General features: G+C 57.2%; 20 protein-coding genes. 7 read left to right on the forward strand and 13 right to left on the reverse strand.

Features of this window, described 5'->3' with window-relative positions:
- Positions 1–43: 43 nt before the first annotated feature.
- From DUD43_RS13200 to DUD43_RS13215, 4 genes are all read right to left on the reverse strand, one after another.
- Positions 44–1021, reverse strand: a complete 978-nt coding sequence (locus tag DUD43_RS13200) for a beta-ketoacyl-ACP synthase III (RefSeq protein WP_153230641.1) — start codon at positions 1019–1021, stop codon at positions 44–46.
- Between the two features lie 25 nt (positions 1022–1046).
- On the reverse strand, positions 1047–2135 hold the full coding sequence (gene plsX / locus DUD43_RS13205) for a phosphate acyltransferase PlsX (RefSeq protein WP_153230642.1): 1089 nt from the start codon (positions 2133–2135) through the stop codon (positions 1047–1049).
- 41 nt (positions 2136–2176) lie between these two features.
- A complete protein-coding gene (rpmF, locus tag DUD43_RS13210; RefSeq protein WP_003800968.1) occupies positions 2177–2359 on the reverse strand; it encodes a 50S ribosomal protein L32 in 183 nt (60 codons plus the stop codon).
- 74 nt (positions 2360–2433) lie between these two features.
- On the reverse strand, positions 2434–2955 hold the full coding sequence (locus tag DUD43_RS13215; protein WP_026483102.1) for a YceD family protein: 522 nt from the start codon (positions 2953–2955) through the stop codon (positions 2434–2436).
- A 305-nt stretch (positions 2956–3260) separates the two neighbouring features.
- Here DUD43_RS13215 and DUD43_RS13220 point away from each other — a divergent pair, with 305 nt between their 5' ends.
- Genes DUD43_RS13220 through DUD43_RS13230 form a run of 3 tightly spaced genes read left to right on the forward strand, consistent with a single transcriptional unit; the run spans position 3261 to position 5403 of the window.
- A complete protein-coding gene (locus tag DUD43_RS13220) occupies positions 3261–3857 on the forward strand; it encodes a Maf family nucleotide pyrophosphatase (protein WP_153230643.1) in 597 nt (198 codons plus the stop codon).
- A gap of 12 nt (positions 3858–3869) precedes the next feature.
- Complete coding sequence (locus DUD43_RS13225; RefSeq protein WP_153230644.1) at positions 3870–4592, forward strand: SAM-dependent methyltransferase; 723 nt, start codon at positions 3870–3872, stop codon at positions 4590–4592.
- A gap of 1 nt (position 4593) precedes the next feature.
- Positions 4594–5403: an N-acetylmuramoyl-L-alanine amidase gene (locus tag DUD43_RS13230; RefSeq protein WP_153230645.1), complete on the forward strand. Its 810-nt coding sequence runs from the start codon at positions 4594–4596 to the stop codon at positions 5401–5403.
- Positions 5404–5444: 41 nt separating this feature from the next.
- Here DUD43_RS13230 and DUD43_RS13235 read toward each other — a convergent pair whose 3' ends face one another.
- Genes DUD43_RS13235 through DUD43_RS13250 form a run of 4 tightly spaced genes read right to left on the reverse strand, consistent with a single transcriptional unit; the run spans position 5445 to position 8679 of the window.
- The gene (locus tag DUD43_RS13235) at positions 5445–6053 is read right to left on the reverse strand and encodes a sulfite oxidase heme-binding subunit YedZ (RefSeq protein WP_153230646.1); all 609 of its coding nucleotides are present in this window, start codon (positions 6051–6053) and stop codon (positions 5445–5447) included.
- Entirely contained in the window at positions 6053–7006 is a 954-nt protein-coding gene (msrP, locus tag DUD43_RS13240) for a protein-methionine-sulfoxide reductase catalytic subunit MsrP (RefSeq protein ID WP_153230647.1), read from the reverse strand. Before msrP ends, DUD43_RS13235 begins: the two co-directional genes overlap by 1 nt.
- A gap of 54 nt (positions 7007–7060) precedes the next feature.
- The gene (locus DUD43_RS13245) at positions 7061–7714 is read right to left on the reverse strand and encodes an HAD family hydrolase (protein WP_153230648.1); all 654 of its coding nucleotides are present in this window, start codon (positions 7712–7714) and stop codon (positions 7061–7063) included.
- Between the two features lie 2 nt (positions 7715–7716).
- Positions 7717–8679, reverse strand: a complete 963-nt coding sequence (locus tag DUD43_RS13250; protein WP_228125791.1) for an RluA family pseudouridine synthase — start codon at positions 8677–8679, stop codon at positions 7717–7719.
- 488 nt (positions 8680–9167) lie between these two features.
- Here DUD43_RS13250 and DUD43_RS13255 point away from each other — a divergent pair, with 488 nt between their 5' ends.
- Positions 9168–12503 carry an Rne/Rng family ribonuclease gene (locus tag DUD43_RS13255; protein ID WP_153230649.1) on the forward strand — a complete coding sequence of 1112 codons (3336 nt, stop codon included), beginning with the start codon at positions 9168–9170 and terminating at the stop codon, positions 12501–12503.
- A 475-nt stretch (positions 12504–12978) separates the two neighbouring features.
- Here the strand turns inward: DUD43_RS13255 and accD are convergent, their stop codons facing one another.
- The 4 genes from accD to DUD43_RS13275 form a co-directional block, all read right to left on the reverse strand.
- Positions 12979–13857, reverse strand: coding sequence for an acetyl-CoA carboxylase, carboxyltransferase subunit beta (gene accD, locus DUD43_RS13260; RefSeq protein ID WP_153230650.1), 879 nt, complete (start codon positions 13855–13857; stop codon positions 12979–12981).
- 117 nt (positions 13858–13974) lie between these two features.
- Positions 13975–14808, reverse strand: coding sequence for a tryptophan synthase subunit alpha (gene trpA, locus DUD43_RS13265; RefSeq protein ID WP_153230651.1), 834 nt, complete (start codon positions 14806–14808; stop codon positions 13975–13977).
- Positions 14809–14824: 16 nt separating this feature from the next.
- Positions 14825–16024 carry a tryptophan synthase subunit beta gene (trpB, locus tag DUD43_RS13270; RefSeq protein ID WP_153230652.1) on the reverse strand — a complete coding sequence of 400 codons (1200 nt, stop codon included), beginning with the start codon at positions 16022–16024 and terminating at the stop codon, positions 14825–14827.
- Between the two features lie 75 nt (positions 16025–16099).
- Complete coding sequence (locus DUD43_RS13275) at positions 16100–18394, reverse strand: RelA/SpoT family protein (protein WP_153230653.1); 2295 nt, start codon at positions 18392–18394, stop codon at positions 16100–16102.
- Positions 18395–18477: 83 nt separating this feature from the next.
- On the opposite strand from DUD43_RS13275, the gene DUD43_RS13280 reads away from it, so the two are divergent.
- Positions 18478–18996 (forward strand): flavodoxin family protein, encoded by a 519-nt coding sequence (locus DUD43_RS13280; RefSeq protein ID WP_153230654.1) that lies wholly within the window; start codon positions 18478–18480, stop codon positions 18994–18996.
- A 183-nt stretch (positions 18997–19179) separates the two neighbouring features.
- Here DUD43_RS13280 and pncB read toward each other — a convergent pair whose 3' ends face one another.
- Positions 19180–20355 (reverse strand): nicotinate phosphoribosyltransferase, encoded by a 1176-nt coding sequence (gene pncB, locus DUD43_RS13285; RefSeq protein WP_153230655.1) that lies wholly within the window; start codon positions 20353–20355, stop codon positions 19180–19182.
- 240 nt (positions 20356–20595) lie between these two features.
- Here pncB and fdxA point away from each other — a divergent pair, with 240 nt between their 5' ends.
- Together fdxA and DUD43_RS13295 are read left to right on the forward strand one after the other, a co-directional pair.
- Positions 20596–20919 (forward strand): ferredoxin FdxA, encoded by a 324-nt coding sequence (fdxA, locus tag DUD43_RS13290; RefSeq protein WP_153230656.1) that lies wholly within the window; start codon positions 20596–20598, stop codon positions 20917–20919.
- A 212-nt stretch (positions 20920–21131) separates the two neighbouring features.
- A complete protein-coding gene (locus DUD43_RS13295) occupies positions 21132–22355 on the forward strand; it encodes a polyhydroxyalkanoate depolymerase (protein ID WP_153230657.1) in 1224 nt (407 codons plus the stop codon).
- The last annotated feature ends 7 nt before the right edge of the window (positions 22356–22362 follow it).

A 22362-nucleotide genomic window follows, 5' to 3' on the forward strand; every position in this document is an offset into this window, starting at 1 on the left:
AGAAAAACCCAAAGAGATGAGGCGGTAATCCGGATCGCGCTACTTAGCAGCGGACCAGCACCGAGCCCCAGGTAAAGCCGCCACCCACGCCTTGCAACAGCGCCAGATCACCGGTACGGATACGACCATCCCGGCGAGCGGCATTCAGGGCCAAGGGCACACTGGCTGCCGAGGTGTTGGCATGTTGATCAACCGTGATAACCACCTTCTCGGAGGGGATACCCAGCTTACGACCTAGAAAATTGATGATGCGAACGTTGGCCTGGTGCGGAACCAGCCAATCGATATCGGCCAGGGAAACACCAGCCTGTTCGCAGACTTGATTGGCCGAAGCGGCCAGAGAGGTGACAGCCAGCTTGAATACAGCCTGACCGTCCATGCGCAGGAAGGGATCGCCCACAACCTGACCGTGCGAGACATTGCCTGCCGCACACAAAATACCCATTTGGCTGCCATCTGCATTGAGCTGGGCGGCCAAAACACCGGGTTCATCACTGGCTTGCAGAACCACAGCGCCCGCACCGTCGCCAAACAGGACGCAGGTAGAGCGGTCGTTCCAGTCCAGGATACTGGAGAACACTTCGGCACCGATGACCAGCGCATTGCGCGCACGGCCTGCCTTGATCATGGCGTCAGCAGTCGTCAGTGCATAGACAAAGCCGCTGCAGACCGCTTGTACGTCGTACGCGGCAGCGCCCTTGTTGCCCAATTCGGCCTGCACCAGACATGCTGTGCTGGGGAAAACGTAATCGGGTGTGGAAGTAGCCACCACAATCAGGTCCAGATCCTGGGCAGCAATGCCCGCATCTTCCAGCGCCTGACGCGCGGCCTGAGTTGCCAGGTGGCTGGTACGGACACCGGGATCGGCAAGATGACGCTGGTGGATACCGGTACGCTCGACAATCCACTGATCGGAGGTTTCGATACCCTTTTGAGCCAGCTCAAGCGCTAGATCATCGTTAGACACAATCCGAGGAGGCAGGTAGCCGCCTGTACCGATAATCTTGGCAAATATCGTCATTTTATGTTCCCGATCAAGCCCGTTCTTATGAGGACGAGGGCTCTGAAGTATGGCGTGTATCTGGTTCGCCGCTTTGCTCTTCATGCAAGCTCACGCTTTGCATGATGCGCTCGACTGCCTGGCTGGTGCCGCTGAGCAGACCATTGAGCACCGCATCGCGGGCCCGCTGCAAAGCATAACCGAAAGCGTAGGCATCGGCAGAACCATGACTCTTGATAACAATACCGCGTAAACCCAAAAGGGCCGCACCGTTATGACGGCGATTATCCACCCTGTCGCGGAAACGATTCAAGACAGGACGGGCCAGCAAAGCGGACACTTTGCTCAAGGGGTCACGGGTAAATTCGTCGCGCAGCATACTGCCGACCATCTTGGCCAGCCCTTCAATGGACTTAAGGACCACATTGCCCACGAAACCGTCGCACACGACCACGTTGACGGTACCTTTGCAGATATCGTCACCTTCTACGTTGCCGTAAAAATTCAGTCCGCTGGAGCGCAACAGTTCAGCCGCCTTTTTGACGACCTCGTTGCCTTTGATGACCTCTTCCCCAATATTGAGCAAGCCCACGGTGGGACGCTCATGGCGATCCACAATACTGGCCAGCGCAGATCCCATAATGGCGAACTGCAACAGGTGTTCTGCGGAGCAATCCACATTGGCACCCAGGTCCAGCATGATTGTGGCCCCGCCCTTTTGGTTCGGGATGGACGTGGCAATGGCTGGGCGATCAATCCCATCCAGAGTTTTGAGTACGTAGCGCGAAATTGCCATCCATGCGCCGGTATTGCCCGCAGAAATGCAGGCATCAGCTATCCCGTCCTTGACGGACTGGGCAGCCACTCGCATGGAGGAGTCTTTTTTGCGGCGCAGGGCCACCTCGACCGAATCGGCCATGGTGACAACTTCGGATGCGGGAAGAATGTCGTACCAGGAGGTATCGACATTACCTTGCGCACGCAATGTTTGCTCGATGGCCTGAGGCTCGCCAACCAATAAGCAGTGCACATCCGGATAGCGCTTGGCAAAAAGCAGCGCTGCAGGGACAGTGACGGATAAACCGATATCGCCGCCCATGCAATCGATGGCAATACGTATTTTTTTGTTAGACATCAAGCATGCAACCTATGTTGCTTGCAACGACAAAGAGACTATTACTCGTCGTTCTTTGTCTTCAGCACTTTACGGCCACGATAGATGCCGTTGGGGCTGATGTGGTGACGCAGGTGCAGTTCGCCAGTCGTAGGCTCGATAGCCGTCGAAGGACCAGTAAGCGCGTCGTGCGAACGACGCATGTTACGCCGGGACGGGCTCTTTTTATTCTGCTGAACAGCCATGATGACTCCTGTAGATGGACAACCCCGAATAAATGGGTGCAGCCCGAAAAAATTAACGAATTAGTAACAAACAATCAAGACTTCTTGAGCGAGCCCAATACGGCAAACGGGGACGGCCGCTCAAAGGCGGACTCATCCAGGTCGTCAGACTTGGCTTCCATGGACAACGACTGCGCGTCGGGACAAACCTCATGGCGCGGCACATAAGGCACGCTGAGAATCAGCTCGTCCTCGACCAGTCCCAGGACATCCAACTGGCCTTCACACAAGATGCGATCAGGACCTTCCGTATCGTCATCATCCAGCTCAAGTTCTTCCTCGGTTGCCACAATCTGTACTTCGTTGGAAATATCGATGGGCCACTCAAAAGGCTTCACACAGCGCTGGCATTCCAAAATGACACTACCTTTGGCCTGCACATGCACAAAACGACGCCGGGCAGAATCTTCCCGACCCGATACGCTCCAGTCAATGCGCAAATCGCCTTGATCGGGCAAATCGGATACCAGACGAGACAAATCTTCCACCAGCACCTGACCCGACATTTCCTGAGGGGCACGGGCTAGATTCAAGGTGTCGATATACTGTGTCGTCATAAGTATGCTTAGGGCATCAAACCACGGTTTAACCAGGATCTGGGTACCGCTTGTTTGCTTTGCTTTATTTGTCGCTTGTTTGCTGCTTGCTTGTTTCACTGCCTTGGTATCGCTTGGGTGCTGCTTGGGAGCTCTACCACTTTTTCTTGTACTGCTTTTTTTTCCTGCCCCTCGGTATTGAAGCATGTAAAACACAGCTGGCAAACCGCCAAGCTAGCCCACAACCATTTCAATAACGAAGAAAACATTAGATAATACCGTGCTAAGCACAAGGCAGTCAAACCAAAGCACAGCTAAAACACACCATGCGTCTCATCCTTGCATCAAGCTCAGTCTATCGCCGCGCTATGTTAGCGCGTTTGGGCTTGCCTTTCACCTGTCAGTCTCCTGACATTGATGAAACCCCACTTCCCGGAGAGGCTCCGGCCGAGCTCAGCCTGCGTCTGGCGCGTGAAAAAGCCGCCCGTATCAGCCAGCTGAACCCAGGCGCACTGGTGATTGGCGCCGATCAGGTCGCCACATCTGGCCAGGACGCTATTGGCAAGCCTGGCGACCATGCCGGTGCGCAGAAACAACTGCGTCGCCTGAGCGGTCAACACATCGATTTCCATAGCGCTTTATGCGTGACGGATGGTCAGGAATTCCTGTGCAGCGATATTGTTACCAATTGTCGTTTTCGCGCATTGAGCGATGAAGAAATCGAGCACTATTTGCTGCAGGAAAAGCCGTATGACACCGCCGGCAGTGCCAAGGCCGAAAGCCTGGGTATTGCCCTGATGGAGTCCATGCGCTCGGACGATCCAACCGCAATCATCGGCCTGCCCCTGATCGAGCTGTGCACCATGCTGCGTCACTTTGGCTTGAACCCCTTGCGCCCCAACCTTCTTACCCCTTCCGTTTAGGACCGATACGCCATGCCCCAAGCCGCCCCCTTGCATCTGATCCCCGTAGGCTTAAGCGAGAGCCCGATCAGCGGCTGGCTGCCCGCCGACGTCAAGGCCTTGACCCGCGAACTGACCGTCTTTATTGCCGAGAACGCCAAAACCGCCCGCGCTTTCCTGAAACTGGTTGAGCCGGTGGTGCCTCTGCAGGAAATCACCATTCACACACTGGACAAGCGCGGCAACAAGCCCGGCGAGATGCGCGAATGGCTGAAGCCCGCGCTGCAAGGCCAGGCAATTGGTCTGGTATCGGAGGCCGGCTGTCCCGCAGTAGCCGATCCCGGTGCGCTGGTGGTGGCCATGGCCCACGAAATGAAGATCCCCGTGCGCCCGCACGTTGGCCCCTCTTCCATTTTGCTCAGCCTGATGGCCAGCGGTCTGGACGGCCAGCAATTTGTATTCCACGGCTATGCGCCCGTGGATGGCGCCGCCCGCGCCAAGCAGCTCAAGCAATGGGAAAGCCAGTCACAAGCCCTGAAGCAAACCCAGATCCTGATCGAAACGCCTTATCGCAACCAGGCCATGTACAGCACTCTGCTGCAGGCATTGAAGCCCACAACACGTTTGTGCCTGGCTCGTGATCTGACGGGTTCGCGTGAATTGATCCAGACCGCCACGGTTGAACAATGGCGCGAACGCCAGCCGCCCGCTCTGGACAAAACCCCCTGCATTTTCCTGTTTCTGGCTGGTCGTTAAGATGAAATCCCTGTCTTGCCTTACCCCCGCCTTGAAACGCGGTTTTCAGATTGGCGCGCTCAGCCTGACAGCGCTGCTGGCGGCCTGTGGCAGCAGTGGCCCGATCAAGTTTGATGACAGCTACAGCGCCCAAGGCCAAAACAGCCGAGTGCGCTATCTGGTTCTGCATTACACCGCAGGCGACCACGCCACTTCGCTGAAAGTCTTGACCCAGCGCGATGTCAGCGCCCATTACCTGATCAGCGACGAACGCCGCCCCACGGTTTATCGACTGGTGCCCGAAGAACGCCGCGCCTGGCACGCGGGGCTGGGCTCCTGGTATGGGTTTACCGACCTGAACACCGGCTCGATCGGGATTGAAATCGTCAATATGGGCCGTCTGGGTAATGGCCGCTGGGAGCCTTACACCCAAGGGCAGATCAACACCCTGAAAGCCTTGCTGAAAGACCTGGCCCAGCGTCACAACATCTCGCCGCGCAATATTATTGGGCATAGCGATGTCGCCCCACAGCGCAAGACGGACCCCGGCCCGCATTTCCCCTGGAAAGAACTGGCTCAGGATGGCATAGGCCGCTGGTACAAGGAATCACAGGCTCGCGCCTTGCAGGCTCAATACGCAACGCGCCCGCTGCCCTCTGCCTCTCAGGTTCAGGCGTGGTTGCGCAAGGCTGGCTATGAAACACCGGAAAGCGGCATGTTCGACAAGGCCACACAAAACGTGATCGCCGCCTTCCAGATGCACTACCGCCCTGCCCGCTATGACGGCATTCTGGACGCCGAAACCGCGGCCATTCTGCAAAGTCTGGATTGATAAAAAAACAGGTAATGAGCACTTCGCCCATTACCTGTTTTTTAATGTGCTGCCTTATTCAGAACAGGCCAACGGCGCAAAATCAGCAAACCCGCCAGCACCAGCCCATAGACATAAACTTCCACCACATCATTCTTGCCAGTACGGATCAGGTAAAAATGCAGGATGGACAGGACTGCCGCCACATATACCGTCTGGTGCAAGCGGCTCCAGCCACGACCCAAACGCTTTTGCCAGCCCTGCGTGGAGGTCAAGGTCAGCACCAATAAAATCAGCACGGCCACCACGCCAATGGCAATCAAGGGCCGCTGCACCACGTCCTGCCACATGGACAGCCAGTCACCCGAGCGATCCCACCAGGCCCAGGCCAAGGTGTGCAAGGCCGCATAAAAGAAACTGAACAAACCCAACATACGACGCCAGCGCACCAAGGCAGGTTGGCCCAACAGGCGTCGCACAGGGCTCACGGCCAGAGTCAGCAGCAAGAGCACCAAGGCCCAAACCCCGCTGGATCGAGTCAAAAATTCGGCTGGATTGGCACTTAAACCATTATTGAAACCCAGCCACACCCAGCGCCCCAAAGGAAACAAGCCCAGCAAGAACACCAAGGGCTTGAGCCTGTTTAACTGCGCAGCCTTCCAGGTAGTCATCAGTAATAGCGCCTTAAATCCATATCGGCGTACAAGCCAGCCACATCATCGGCATAGCCATTAAAAGGCAAGGTGGGCTTTTTGGTGGCAAAAAACCCCGAACCGATAACACGCTCAGTAGCCTGACTCCATCGGGGATGCGGCACTTCCGGGTTCACATTGGCGTAAAAGCCATATTCGTGGGGAGCCACTTTCATCCAGCTGGACTCGGGCATGGTGTCCGTCAAAGTAATGCGCACCAAAGACTTGGCCGACTTGAAACCATACTTCCACGGCACGATCAGCCGCACAGGCGCCCCGTTCTGAACAGGCAGGCTTTTTCCGTACAGGCCGGTAGCCAGCATGCTCAAAGGATGCATGGCCTCATCCAGTCGCAGCGCTTCCACATAAGGCCAACCCAGAATACGAGAGCGCAAACCCGGCATGGTTTCAGGGTCCGCCGCTGTTTCAAATCGGACAAAGCGGGCCGAGCCCTGGGGCGAAGCCTGCTTTAGCAGGGCCGACAAGGAATAACCCACCCACGGCACCACCATGGACCAGGCTTCCACACAACGCAGACGGTAAATGCGCTCTTCCAAGGGGGCCAGTTTCAATATCTGGTCCATATCCAAGGTCAATGGCTTGTTCACCAAGCCGTCAATTTGCAAAGTCCAGGGTTCTGTCTTGAATTTCCCCGAGTGACGGGCAGGATCTTCCTTGCCCGTGCCAAATTCGTAGAAATTATTGTAGGAGGTGACGTCCGACTCGCTGGTGGGCATATCGTCCAGTTTCCAGCGCTGGGAGGACGTGAACGGCAGGGCCTGCCCCACCGGGACCGCCTGAGCCCGACCCGGCAAGCTGGCCGCCAGGGCCAAGGCTCCGGGAGCCTGCAATAGCAGGCGTCGGCGCGCCCGCCAGACCGACTCATCGGTAATTTCAGAGGGACGTATGGGCTGCGAGCGTGACTTGAACATCTGCATCTCCTGAACCTGTCTGGCAAGATGGCCGTCAAACCCGCTTGCCGCTGATTAAATACGTGCCAATACCCAATCGCGCATTTGCGCCACATTATCAACCATAACCGTGGGCTCAGCCTTGGCCAGAGTTTGAGGATCATGCGCGCCGTAAGTGACAGCCACGCTATCCATGCCCGCGTTGGCCGCCATATGAATATCGTGCACGGTATCGCCCACCATCAAGACCTGCTCGGGCTCCAGCATCAATTCAGCCAGCAATTGATGCAGCATTTCCGGGTCCGGCTTGCTGCGGGTTTCATCCGCACAACGGGTGGCATCAAAAAAAGTGCCGAGATTGACCTGCTGCAGCACTCTATCCAGACCTTGACGACTTTTACCCGTTGCCACTCCTAAGGCAATCTGACGGCTGCGAAGTTCACCCATGAAAGGCAAAATTCCGTCAAACAGCTTGATATGCGGGTCGCGCTGCATGAAGTGATGGCGATAGCGCTCCAGAAACAGCGGCATCTGCTCCGCGGTCAAATCCGGCACGGCGCGATACAAGGCGCTTTCCAGCGACAAACCAATAACCCAGCTGGCTTGCTGAATCGAGGGCACAGGCAATTCCAGATCCGCACTGGCCAACTGAATAGAACTGGCAATCGAGTACGTCGAATCCATAACTGTGCCGTCCCAATCAAACAGAACGGCGGCGTAACGCGTCATAACTACTTCTCCAAACGCTCAAGAATCGTCTGGCAGGCAGCCGGCAAGGCGGCCTCCAGAACCAGAGGCTGTCCGGTGACAGGATGATTGAACTCCAGGCGCCCCGAATGCAGGAACATGCGCTTGAAGCCCTGGCGGGCGAACTGATCACGAATGGCATCGTCGCCATATTTGTCGTCGCCCACAATCGGAAAGCCCGAATGGGCCAAATGAACCCGAATCTGGTGGGTGCGGCCGGTTTTCAGCTCCGCCTGCACCAAGGTAAAGCGACCAAAACGGCGCTGCATGGTGATGATGGTATGCGCAGGCTTGCCAGCCGGGTCAACCTTGACGCGCCGCTCCCCGCTTTCGGTCAGCCAGCGCAGCAAGGGGAAACGGATATGCTGGCGATCGTTCACCCAATCGCCCTGCACCAGCGCCCAATAAAACTTGCGGGCACGGATTTCGCGGAACATATCATGCAGACCAACCAGCGCGGCACGGCGTTTGGCAACAATCAGCAAACCGGAGGTTTCACGGTCCAGACGGTGCGCCAACTCCAGAAAGGGCTCCTGGGGACGCGCTGCGCGCAACTGCTCGATGACACCAAAGGACACACCACTGCCACCATGCACGGCGACACCGGCAGGCTTGTCGATGACCATCAGGTGCTCGTCCTCGTACACCACCGGGAACACGGCGGCGGGAACATGACGGGGCTGCTCGGGCTCGGGCAGACGCAGGGGCGGAATCCGCACCATATCGCCGTCCTGCAAACGGTAGTCACTGCTGATGCGGCCTTTATTCACGCGCACCTGGCCGCCGCGGATCGCTTTGTAAATGTGGCTTTTTGGCACCCCTTTACATTCGCGTAACAAAAAATTATCTATACGCTGACCTGCCCGCGTTTCATCAATGCGTAATATTCGCACTTGAGGGGCTGATCTTTGTGATTCATGAGGTTTGCACATAACAAAAAGGGGCATATAATCGCTTCAGCCTATGGAAGCTGAGACTGGGTCCAGCGTAGAGATGCAAAGGGTGCGTCTCCGTTGGATGACCAAGGACTGATAATTGTATCCTTGAGTTCCAGCTTCCGGGTCATAAGGTCGCCGGGGTGAGTCCGAAATAGCGAAAGTCGTGTGGCAAGAAGGCCCGCTTTCCAAGAGATGTTTTCCTCCCGCGTGCGGCGCTGAATTCCTGCACAGATTGTCCCGCTCTTTTGCACCAGCCGCATGGTTTATGCGACTGCCGTTCCCCCAGCAATTTTATATTCGTCAAACACACATCGTGACTCTGACCCCCCTGCTGATTGAACTTCGCGCTTTGGCGCGACTCGTGCCTCCCAGACTATAAGCCGGTAGGCCGATTTTGCCTGCCTGCACCAAACTGATGCAGCTATAGCGCTACACACCTGTGACCCGCGGTCGTGCGCCGATATTTCGGTGCTCCATGACAACGGAGATCCACACTCATGAAACGCATGTTGTTCAATGCGACGCATCAAGAAGAACTACGCGTCGCCATTGTCGACGGTCAAAAACTGATTGACCTCGACATCGAAACAGCCGGGCGCGAACAGCGCAAAGGCAATATCTACAAAGGGGTCATCACCCGCATCGAACCCGGCCTGGAAGCCTGCTTCGTCAGCTACGGTGAAGAGCGTCACGGCTTTCTGCCTTTCAAGGAAGTGGCTCGCAGCTACTTCAAGGAAGGGGTTGATGTACGCAGCGCCCGCATCCAGGACGCCCTGGTTGAAGGCCAGGAACTGATCATCCAGGTTGAAAAAGAAGAGCGTGGCAACAAGGGCGCCGCCCTGACCACCTTCATTTCCCTGGCAGGCCGCTATCTGGTTCTGATGCCCAACAACCCCCGTGGGGGTGGCGTATCGCGCCGCGTTGAAGGCGAAGACCGCCAGGAACTGCGCGAAGCCATGGACCAGTTGGACATCCCGCAGGGCATGAGCATCATCGCCCGCACCGCAGGTATCGGCCGCAGCGTCGAAGAACTGCAGTGGGACCTGAACTACCTGATGCAGCTGTGGACCGCCATTGACGGCGCTGCCCGCGACAATGCTGCTCCCATCCTGATTTATCTGGAATCCAGCCTGGTTATCCGGGCCATCCGCGATTACTTCTCGCCCGATATTGGCGAGATCCTGATCGATACGGACGAAATTCACGAGCAGGCCGCCGCTTTCATGAGCGTGGTCATGCCCGACAATCTGCATCGCGTGAAGATGTACCGCGATGACATCCCCCTGTTCTCGCGCTTTCAGATCGAACACCAGATCGAAACCGCCTACTCGCGTACCGTGCAATTGCCTTCGGGCGGTGCTGTCGTTATCGACCACACCGAAGCCCTGGTTGCTATTGACGTGAACTCGGCCCGCTCCACGCGGGGTGCCGACATTGAAGAAACCGCCCTGCGCACCAACCAGGAAGCCGCCGACGAAGTGGCTCGCCAGTTGCGTCTGCGTGACCTGGGTGGCCTGATTGTTATCGACTTCATCGATATGGAAGACAGCAAGAATCAGCGTGCTGTCGAACAACGCCTGCGTGATGCCCTGCACCTGGACCGCGCCCGCGTCCAGATGGGCAAGATCTCGCGCTTTGGTCTGATGGAACTGTCCCGTCAGCGCCTGCGCCCAGCCCTGAACGAAGGCTCCCACATCACTTGCCCACGATGCACCGGCACTGGCGTCATTCGCGATGCCGAATCCAGCGCTCTGCACGTTCTGCGTCTGCTGCAAGAAGAAGCCATGAAAGAAGGCACTGCCGCCCTGCACGCTCAAGTGCCTGTGGATGTGGCTACCTTCCTGCTGAACGAAAAACGCGCTGACATCACCAAGATCGAATCGCGCCTGAACATTGCCCTGATCCTGATTCCGAACAAGAATCTGGAAACCCCGCACCACATCATCGAGCGCCTGCGCCACGACGACCCACGTCTGGACGAACTGCGCAGCAGCTACGAGCTGGTTCAGCAACCTGAACAGCAAGACAGCCTGGTGCCGCACCGCAGCCACGAAATCAAGCCTCGCCCAGAAGCTCTGGTCAAGAGCACCACACCGGCCCAGCCTGCTCCCATGAGCAAGCCAGCTGCCGCCGCAGCCGCCAGCGCCGCTGCCAGCGACAACAAGCCCGGCCTGCTCAAGCGCCTGCTGAACTGGTTGTCCGGCGCACCGGCCGAGCCCGTTGCCGAAACCACCAAAACCGAAGGCAGCAAATCCTCCTCCGGTCGCCGTCAGGGCCGTCCAGGCCAATCCAACGGTGGCCGTGGTCAAGGTGGACGTGGCCGTCGCCAGTCCAACCGTCCGGAAGCCGCTCAGGAAGAGAAAGCCAGCACGGAAAGCACCGGCGGTAACACGCGCGGTCGCCGTCGTAACGCCTCGGCCGGTAGCGAATCCGCTCTGGAAACCCCACAAAGTGCCAGCGCCAACACGACGCCCGCCACTGCCGACGAAGGCAGCAGCAACAGCCGCAACCCACGCAACCGTCGGGGCCGTGGCCGTCAACGCCGTGAAGAAGGCAGCGCAGAAAACGTCGAGCTGAACAAAGACGTCAACAGCACAGAAGCCCAGCCCGAACAGGCTGCCGCCGCTGTTGCCAGCGTCGCCGCAGTCGCTGCCGTAGCCGCCACCAAGCAAGAAGCGCAAAACCGCGCCGAACAGCTGGCTGATGCCGACAGCGCTGATACCAGCGACAACTCGGATGCCGAAACGGACGAAAACAGCGAGAACGGCGCTCTGGACCCAGAACGCAAACGTCGCCGTCGTCGTAGCCGTCGTGGTCGTCGCAACACAGACGCCAACGCCGTAGCCGAGAACGAAGAGAACAACGAAGAAGGCAATACCAGTGCCTACGTTGCTCACGAAACACCTAGCTTCAACCCTGCTGCCCTGGACGCCCAGGAACAAGCCGCTGCCCAAACCGCAGCAGCCGAGCCTGAACAGCCCCAAGCAGCCGCAGAGGCACCAGCAGCCCCAGAAGCTGCTCCTGTCGCCGTAGAGGCCGCCCAGGAAGCTCCAGCCGCTGCCGAAGCCGCACAAGAAGCTGAACAAGTCGTCACGACCCCAGCAGCTGCCGTTGAAACTGCTCCAGCCCAGGAAGAAGTAGCCGCTCCAGCCGTTCAGGCCGAAGCTGCTCCAGAAGCTCCTGCCGCAGAAGAAACCGTTGCTCCTGTGCAAACAGAAGCCGCCGCCGAACCTGCCAAAGCAGAAGTCGTTGAAGCGCAAGCCGAAGCCGTAGAAACAGTTGCTACTCCTGCAGAAGCTCAGCCCGCAGCTGAAGCCCCAGCCGTTGAAGCTGCTCCAGTAGAAACTGCAGCCGTAGAAACCGCTGCTGCCCAGGAAGAAGCTGCTCCAGCCGCCGAAGTCGCTCCAGAAGCTCCTGCAGCTGAAGAAGCCGTTGCTCCTGTACAAGCAGAAGCCGCCGCCGAACCTGCCAAAGCAGAAGTCGTTGAAGCTCCAGCTGAAGCCGTAGAAACAGTTGCTACTCCTGCAGAAGCTCAGCCCGCCGCTGAAGCCTCAGCCGTTGAAGCCACTCCAGTGGAAACCGCAGTTGTCGAGACTCGCGTAGAGACTCAAACCGCTGCTGCACAAGCTCCTGCTGCCGAACAAGCACAGAAGCCCGCTGCTGCTCCTCTGGAAGCCGTGCTGAACGCCGCAGGCATCGAACTGGTAGAAACCGCTCGCTCGGCAACACAGGACGACTACCAGCCCGCACCAGTGCGCCTGGGTCGCCCACGCAAGCAACGTGCTGCAGAAACCGAGAACAGCGAACCGCTGCAACAGGTCGAAACGCAGTAAACAGCTAGACTAAAAACGCCGCCCACCAGGGCGGCGTTTTTTTATGCCCGTCGTCTTTACATTTGAGCCCTCTGCGATATTCCTTTTTCTTGGGGTGGGGGGAGTACGGCCTGGGGGCGAGTCAGGGCTTTGGCCGCGGGCTATTGAGCGATCCAGGGTGCAAGCCCAGTGCTGTTTGAGCCAGGAGCTTGTACTTGGTCCGGGGGACCAAGTACCTGGCGAGTTCACTGGGCGCCTGGATCGTTCAATATCCAAGGGCACCCGTGCGCAGCACGGGCCAAGGCCCCGCCCCCAGGCCGTACTCCCCACACTCCAAGAAAACCAGGCCAATCTCGCCCTGAAGTCTCAACCGAGAGACCAACATTCCAATAGCACAAGCCCCTGTTCAAAAAAACCCAAACTACAGCGGAGCGGGCAATAAAAAAACGCCACCTGAACCCAAATGGCGTTTTTCCCTAACTTCAAGCTGCAGCAATCAAGAATGCCGCGACACAGCCTCAGCCGGTTGACGAGTCAGCAAAGCCAGCAACTCCGCCAGTTCACGCTGCAATTCGCGACGATCAATCACCATATCGATCGCGCCCTTCTCCAGCAAGAACTCGGCACGCTGGAAGCCTTCTGGCAGCTTCTCACGCACAGTCTGCTCAATCACGCGAGGACCGGCAAAACCGATCAAGGCATTAGGCTCGGCAATCACCACATCGCCCATAAAAGCGAAACTGGCCGACACACCACCCATGGTTGGATCAGTCAGAATGCTGATGAACGGCAAACCCGCCTCGGACAACTCAGCCAAAATAGCTGTCGTCTTGGCCATCTGCATCAGAGAGAACAAGCTCTCCTGCATACGCGCACCACCCGAAGCGGCCACGCAAATAAAAGGACTACGGTTGGCAATAGCCGCCTGCACACCACGTGTGAAACGCTCGCCTACTACCGAACCCATGGAACCGGCCATGTATTCAAACTCGAAGCAGGCAACCACCGCAGGCACGGACAAAATCGTACCGCTCATGACCACCATGGCTTCAGTTTCGCCCGTCTGCTTGGCTGCCTCGGAAACGCGCTCGGTGTACTTGCGCGAATCGCGGAACTTCAAGGGATCCATAGGACGGGTATTGGAACCAATCTCGGTCTGGCCTTCGGGGTCCAGCAAGGATTTGATCCGGCCACGCGCACCAATACGCATGTGATGGCTGCACTTGGGGCAAACATTCAAGGTTGCCTGGAGATCTTCCTTGTAGAGCACAGACTCACACGACGGACATTTCACCCACAGCCCTTCGGGAACACGACGGCTGCTTTCGGGGTTACGGTTAATTCGCGGCGGGAGTATTTTCTCGATCCAGCTCATTGTTAGATCCTGTTTTCGCCTGGCCGGCACCCGGCCCACCAAGCTCTTTATTCTGAAAAAAAGCGCCTGTTCATCAAGAACAGGCAGATGATTCTATACGCGGAATAGGTATTTAGGCTAATTATCCAACGCCTGACGTATCTGCGCGAGCCATTGGCTGGCCGCAGCAACCGCAGCCGCATCCCTATCCTTTTGCTCTTTGTCAGCGTTCTCCTGTACAGCCTGCTCCATGGTCTGGATCAGCTTGGAGCCAATGACAACCGCATCCGCACTACGGGAAATGGCTTTGGCGCTTTGCGCGTCACGAATCCCGAAACCCACCCCGACCGGAATTTTGACGTGCTGACGAATGCGCTGCAAGTGGTGTTCCACATCAGCCACATCAATCTGGGCCGAGCCGGTCACGCCTTTCAGGGACACATAATACACATAGCCTTGGGCCAGAGCAGCGACCTTGGCAATGCGCTCGTCCGTGGACGTGGGCGAGAGCAGGAAAATGGTATCCACGCCCTGCTCGGTCAGCAAACGGGTGAAATCCTCGGACTCTTCAGGCGGGTAATCCACCGTCAGCACACCGTCCACACCCGCCTTGCCAGCCATCACGGCAAATTCGGCCTGACCGATACGTTCAATAGGATTGGCGTAACCCATCAGAACAACCGGCGTTTCCTCGTCGATCAAGCGAAACTGCTGCACAATCTCCAGCACTTTACGCAAGCCGACACCTCGGCTGATGGCACGTTCAGCAGCTTGCTGAATCACCGGACCATCGGCTGTGGGATCAGAAAACGGCACACCCAATTCAATGACATCTGCCCCGGCCTGACGCAAGGCATGCATCAAAGCCACGGTAGCGGGCACCGAAGGGTCACCGGCCGTAATATAAGGCACCAGGGCACAGCGCCCGTTCAAACCTTCAAACGTCTTTTTCAGACGCACATTACTCGACATATCAGTTCCCGATTGCTTACAGAGTCAAGCCGCCGTACTCGGCGACCGTATGCATGTCTTTATCGCCACGACCGGACAAGCTGACCAGGATGATTTTATCCTTGGGCAAAGTCGGGGCCATGCGAGCCGCATGAGCCAGCGCGTGCGAAGACTCCAGCGCAGGCATGATGCCTTCGATACGGCAGCAATCGTGAAACGCTTTCAGGGCGTCTTCATCGGTGCAGGTGGCGTATTGAGCGCGGCCGCAATCTTTCAGCCAGGCGTGCTCGGGGCCCACACCTGGGTAATCCAGGCCCGCCGACACCGAGTGCGTAGGCATGACGTTACCGTCATCATCCTGCAGCACATAAGTGCGGTTACCGTGCAGCACACCCACCATGCCCTTGTTCAGGGAAGCCGAGTGCTCCAGCGTATCCAGACCGCGTCCGGCCGCTTCCACACCGATCAGTTCCACATCCTTGTGCTCGATGTAGGGGTAGAAAATGCCCATGGCATTGGAACCACCACCCACCGACGCCAGGACGTAATCAGGCTGACGACCGGCGTCCTGGGGCATTTGCTCCACGCACTCGTCACCGATCACACATTGGAAGTCGCGCACCATCATCGGGTAAGGATGAGGGCCAGCCACCGTGCCAATAATGTAGAAGGTATTGCTGATATTGGTGACCCAGTCACGCATGGCCTCGTTCAGCGCATCTTTCAGCGTGCGCGAACCGGATTCCACGGGTACAACCGTCGCACCCAGCAACTTCATGCGGTACACATTGGAAGCCTGACGGCGTACGTCTTCGCTACCCATGTAGACCACACACTCCAGACCGTAGCGGGCGGCAACGGTTGCCGTTGCCACGCCGTGCTGGCCTGCGCCGGTTTCAGCAATAATGCGTGGCTTGCCCATGCGGCGAGCCAGCAGAATCTGACCAATACAGTTGTTGATCTTGTGTGCGCCAGTGTGATTGAGATCTTCGCGCTTGAACCAGATCTGAGCTCCACCTAGTTGCTCCGACCATCGACGGGCATGGTACACGGGGCTGGGACGACCGACAAAATGCTTGAGTTCGTAATTGAACTCGCGCAGAAACTCAGGATCGTTCCGATACTGTTCGTAGGCTGCTTTCAACTCGTCCAGGGCGTGGACCAGCGTTTCAGCGACAAACGAACCACCAAACTGACCAAAATGTCCATCCGGGTCGGGCAAGGTATAGGTTTTCAAAGCTCGCTCTCTTGATTGACAAGAACAATCGCGGGCACAACGCCCGCGAGGTTTAGGTTTACCGATTTTAGCAGTTCAGGACGAGTAGCGGCGGGCGCTAACGCCCGATAACTCGTTCAAGGCCGCTAAAGCCTTTTGAATTTGCTCGCCATCGCGCACTTCAATGGTAAATATCATGCGCGTCAGCGAGCGGCGACTCAAGGTGTTGATACCCGTTACGTTCAAACGCAGACGGGCAAACACTTCCGAGAGATCACGCAGGAGGCTGGGATGTTCCTGAGCCTCAATGGCCAGATCCACGGGATACTGAGTATCCCCCGTATCGCCCCAATCGACGCTAATAGCCCTTTCAGGTTGTCGATCAGCCAGTTCCTGGTAGGACTTGCAGTCAGCACGGTGTATGGACACACCCCGGCCACGAGTCACAAAACCGGCAATCAGATCAGGCGGTGCGGGACGGCAGCAACGGGCCAGCTGTGTCATGAGCGAATCCACGCCCACCACCAGCACACCGCTTTTCCCGGTCTTGGAAACACTTTCCCTGGCCGCATCAAACACGCGCTGTACGGGCTCTTCTTCCTGCACGTCCTCGCGGAACAGGGCATCCACCTGGCGCAGGCTGAATTCATCCTTGGCCACGGCAACGTACAAGTCGTCCGCCTTGGCAAAGCCCAGCTGTTGCGCCATCTGCTCCAGATTCACAGCCGTGCGGCCCAAGCGTTGCAGCTCCTTTTCGACCATGCTCTGGCCCTGGGAGATGCGCTGCTGCAATTCAATCGCGTTGAACCAGGCGCGCACTTTGGAGCGCGAACGCGGGCTGGCCAGAAAGCCCAGCTGCACGTTCAGCCAGTCACGTGACGGGCCGCCGGATTTGGCAGCCACAATCTCTACAGTCTGACCGGTCGACAAGCGCGTGGACAAAGGCACCATCTGCCCATCAACCCGCGCGCCACGGCAACGGTGACCCAGATCGGTATGCAAGTAGTAGGCAAAGTCCACAGGCGTCGCCCCCACAGGCAACTCGATAACCCGAGCCTGTGGCGTCAGCACATAAATATGCTCGTCTTCCTGAGCCTTCAAAGGCCGGGCAACAGCCGGTTTTTTACTGGCGGCAGTCTCTACTGCCGTTTCAGAAGCGGAGTCCTTGCTGCTGTCTGCTTGCGGGCCGGGCTCGGTGGCGTTCGAGGTAGACGCCTCCCTGTCCCAGGCCAGCAACTGACGCATCCAGGCAATCTTTCTATCGTCCTCACCATCAGCAACTTGCTGTCCGCCTTGGGCACCGGCTTCCTTGTAGCGCCAGTGGGCCGCCATCCCATATTCCGCAAACTGGTGCATATCACGCGTGCGGATCTGAATTTCATAGCAGCGCCCCTGGGCATCCGCAATCACGGTATGCAGGGAACGGTAACCGTTAGGTTTGGGCCGGGAGATATAGTCGTCAAACTCCTCGGGCACGGGTGTCCACAGCGAATGCACCACAGCCAGCGTGTGATAGCAGCTGCGCTCGTCATCCACAATAACGCGCAAGGCCCGCAGATCAAATAGCTGCTCGAAGTCCAGATGCTTGTTACGCATCTTGTTCCAGATACTGAAGATATGCTTGGGCCGCCCAGAGACCTCGGCCACGATATGCTCGCGCTTCAAGGCCGCCAACAGTTGGTCACGCACCTGACTGATCAGGGTTTCGCGCTCCACGCGCTTGTCTTCCAGCTGACTGGCAATATTCTTGTAAACGTCCGGATTCAGAAAGCGAAAGGCCAGATCTTCCATTTCCCACTTGATCTGCCAAATCCCCAGACGGTTGGCCAAGGGCGTATACAGCTCCAGCGTTTCCCGCGCGAACGCTACCGGGCACACCGTCTTGGACTGCCGATACCAGCGCAAGGACTGCAAGCGCGAGGCCAAACGCATCATCACAATGCGCAAGTCGGCGGCCATCGCCAGCAGCATCTTGCGCTTCATTTCCTTTTGATCGCCCCCGCCCGTCTGCTCCTTGGCCTGACCTGTCAGCGAACCCAGACGGTACAAGGCGCGCGAGCCCCGCACCAGCGTCATGACTTCGGCACCAAAGGCTTTTTGAACCGGGTCCTGCTTGACTTCCGGCCCAGGGGCGGGAGTGACGGCCAGCAAGGCGCTGGCACGAGTTTGAGCGTCCACACCCAGGCCAGCCAAAATAAGCGCTACCTGAGCGCAATGGCTGTCCAAGGGTTCGCCGGTACTTCCGGCCAGATCCAGCAAAATAGGCCCCGCCCAGTCGGCAGCCGCCTGCAATAGCGTACGCCCTGCTTCATCCAGTCCGTGGCTGGCTTGCGCGAACCATAGAGGATTGAAGGCCGACTCGGCCATAGGGGGAGAAGCGGTGTGATTCATGTGGATTACGTCGATGTGGCCACTCAGCGCTGAAGTGGCTCTCTATACTGTAGACGCTAGTCTATCACCGCGAGTAAGAGCTTATGAGTCTGAACACATGCCGCCAGCTTCTGTTGATTTGGCACTCCCGTACCGGCGCAGCCCGACAATTGGCCGAACAGGCCGAAGAAGGCGCGCTGGAGGTGCTCAAGGAACTGGGCGAGACGGAGCAGGTCTGTATCAAACGCTTGCATTGTGATCAGGTGCAAGCACAGGACTTGCGCGATTCCCACGCCTATTTGTTCTGCGCCCCCGAGAATCTGGGTAGCCTGAGCGGGGCCATGAAAGAGTGTCTGGACCGGAACTATTACGAGGTGCTGGATCAGTTGAATGGACGTCCCTATGCAGCCCTGATCAGCGCAGGCAGCGATGGGCAAGGTGCGCAACGGCAACTGGAGCGGATTTGTACCGGCTGGCGGCTGGAGCTGGCCGCCCCTGTCCGTATTTTCAATTTCCACGCCCAGACGCCAGAAAGCATTCTGGCTCCCAAGACCTTGAATGAAGAGCAAATTGCCCAGGCTCGGGAAGCCGGTGGGCATCTGGTAGCGCTGCTGTGTCTATGAAAAAAAGCCCTTTGTGTGTGCAAAAGGCTTTGACTCAAACTTTTAGTGCTATGGCTTTATCGCTTTAAAACGATGCCGCCCGTCTGCAATCACGAGCATCACTGACCACGATACCCCTAGCTCCCCTACCCAAGCAGCATTTGCATCAAGCAGCAAGGACATCAAGAAGGGAAGCCTCAATCTCTAAGCCGGAGGCAACTGAAAAACCTGCCGCAAGTAAGCCAAATACGCCGGATCATCACACATGGTCTTTTCAGGCGCATCCGAGACTTTCGCCACCGGCTGACCATTGCAACGCACCATCTTCATGACAATCTGCAAAGGCTCATGGCCCAGATCATTGGTCAGATTGGTGCCAATCCCAAAGGACACTTTGCAGCGGCCGGCAAAACGCAGGGCCAGCTCAATGGCTTTGGGAATGGTCAGACCATCAGAGAACACCAGGGTCTTGGTGCGCGGATCGGTACGGTTAGCCTGATAGTGCGCCAGCAAGCGCTCGCCCCAGATGAAGGGATCACCGGAGTCATGACGGGCACCGTCAAACAGCTTGCAGAAGTACATGTCAAAGTCGCGCAGGAAAGCATCCATGCCGTAGACATCCGACAAGGCAATACCCAGGTCACCGCGATACTCTTTAGCCCACACTTCCAGGGCAAAAATCTGCGAATCACGCAAACGGGGGCCCAAGGCCTGACAAGCCTGCAAGTATTCGTGACCCATGGTGCCCAGTGGAGTCACGCCATACTTCATGGCCAGCCAGACGTTGCTGGTGCCGGCAAAGTGCGGCTTCATTTGATCAATCATGGTGGTGACCACTTCTTCGTGCCACTGCTTGGAAAAGCGGCGGCGCGTGCCGTAGTCAGCCACACGGAAATCGCTCAAGGCAGGATCATCCACCACCAGGCGCATTTTGGACTGCAGGCGCTCACGCCCTTCTTCCCATGGCGGCTGCGGACGCTCGTTACGGAAGTAGACCTCGTTCACAATGGCCAGCACCGGGATCTCGAACAGGATCGTGTGCAGCCAGGGGCCCTGGACCAGAATCTCGATCTCGCCGGGCTTGTCCCCCGCCTGCACTTGAATACAGCGCTCCGGCAGATGGAACAGTCCCAGGAAATCAACAAAATCGCTTTTTATAAAGCGTAGACTACGCAAATAATCCAGCTCGGCGTCTGAAAAACGCAACTGGCACAGCGCATGAATTTCCGCCCGGATCTCGTCCAGGTACTGGCTCAAATTAATGTTGGGAGTACGGCATTTATAGCGATACTCCACGTGCGCAGCCGGGAAATGATGCAAAACAACCTGCATCATGGAAAACTTGTACAGGTCCGTATCAAGTAAAGAGGTAATGATCATCACAAACCTACCGATTTTGATTGCGCAACCATAGCACGGGCGCCAGTTCTTGCGTACAGCTATCTAGCAGGAGAGCTATTGCGCCATCTCAATAAGCAAGAAGCTGAATATTCGTTAAAATCGAAAGATTCGATTTAAATCCCATTTTTATCGTTCAGGCCCTGTGCGTTGTCACGCACCCCATCCACGACCCTTTGCCGTGACTGACCGCCTTAGCGATACCGCAGGAGTGTTACTGAAATGACCCACGTCGTCACCGAAAACTGTATCAAGTGCAAATTCACTGATTGTGTGGATGTGTGCCCCGTCGACTGTTTTCGTGAAGGCCCGAACTTTCTGGTGATTGACCCGGACGAGTGCATTGACTGCGCCGTCTGTATTCCCGAATGCCCGGCCAATGCCATTTTTGCTGAAGAAGATGTGCCGCAGGATCAAGTTCCCTTCATCGAACTGAACGCCGAACTGACCCCCATCTTTGGCAGCATCAACCGCTCCAAGAAACCGCTGGAAGATGCGGACGACTGGAATGGTGTGGAGAACAAACTACAGTATCTGGAGCGCTAAGCCCTTAGCCTGCTCTATAGAAGTCCGACCCGGTGGCTGCGTTCATATCCAGCCACTCTTGCGCCCAATCTCGCCTTTTGATAAAAAAACTTGCCGCACCGCAGCAAGGGAAAATCCCAAGTACAGAGGAACGGTAAACGTCGTATTGTTTCCCACAGGAATAAGCATATACATTCCTCTGTATCAAATTAGGCAACACCAAGGCGCACACTATGCTTTACGATCTGCACGAACTTCAGCGGTCCTTTCTGGCCCCGCTGGCCGCCTTTACCGGCACCAGCTCTCAATGGTTCTCCAACCCTTACAGTCCACTGGCTTATACGCCCCTGTCGCGCCAACTGGCGGCGGCCTCTGAACTGGTACACCGTATCGGCAAGGATTACGAAAAGCCGGCCTGGGGTCTGAACGAAACCCAGATTGACGGCCAAACCGTCGCCGTGCGCGAGGTCGAACACCTGAGCAAGCCTTTCTGTAGGCTGATCCACTTCGAGCGCGATCATCCCAAAGCAGATCAGGACCCCACGATTTTGCTGGTGGCCCCTTTGTCCGGCCACCACGCCACCTTGCTGCGTGAAACCGTGCGTGCGCTGCTGCCTGATCACTCGGTCTATGTCACCGACTGGATTGATGCCCGCATGGTGCCCCGTTCGGCTGGCCCCTTCCATCTGGACGATTACGTTCTGTATGTGCAGGAGTTCATCCAGGCGCTGGGCCCGAAGGTACACGTCATGTCGGTTTGCCAACCCACCGTGCCGGTACTGGCTGCCGTCTCGCTGATGGCAACCCGTCGCTCGGCCGTGATGCCGCGCAGCATGATCATGATGGGTGGCCCCATCGACACACGTCAGTCACCTACCGAGGTGAACCGTCTGGCCACCACCAAGTCTTACTCCTGGTTTGAAAACAATCTGATTCATCGCGTGCCAAGCAAATACCCCGGCGCCCACCGTCGTGTGTACCCCGGCTTTTTGCAGCATGCGGGTTTTGTGGCCATGAATCCGGATCGTCACGTCAGCTCGCACTACGATTTTTATCAGCACCTGATCAAGGGTGATGATGACGATGCGCAAGCACACCGCCGTTTCTACGACGAATACAATGCCGTGCTGGATATGCCCGCCGAGTTCTATCTGGACACCATCCGCATCGTGTTCCAGGAGCACCGCCTGCCCAAGGGCCAATGGCACGTACATGGCGAACAAGTCCGCCCCCAGGATATTGATGGCGTAGCCCTGTTTACCATTGAGGGCGAGCTGGACGATATTTCCGGCCAGGGTCAGACCCATTCAGCTCAGGGACTGTGCGCGAAAATCGCTCCTGAACTCAAGCAACAATTCACCGCGCCCAACTGTGGTCATTACGGGATTTTCTCCGGAAGCCGCTGGCGCACGCTGATCTGTCCTAAAATCAGGGACTTCATCCGTCAGCACAACTGATATTTGG

The sequence above is a fragment of the Alcaligenes faecalis genome, assembly GCF_009497775.1.
Classification (GTDB): domain Bacteria; phylum Pseudomonadota; class Gammaproteobacteria; order Burkholderiales; family Burkholderiaceae_B; genus Alcaligenes; species Alcaligenes faecalis_D.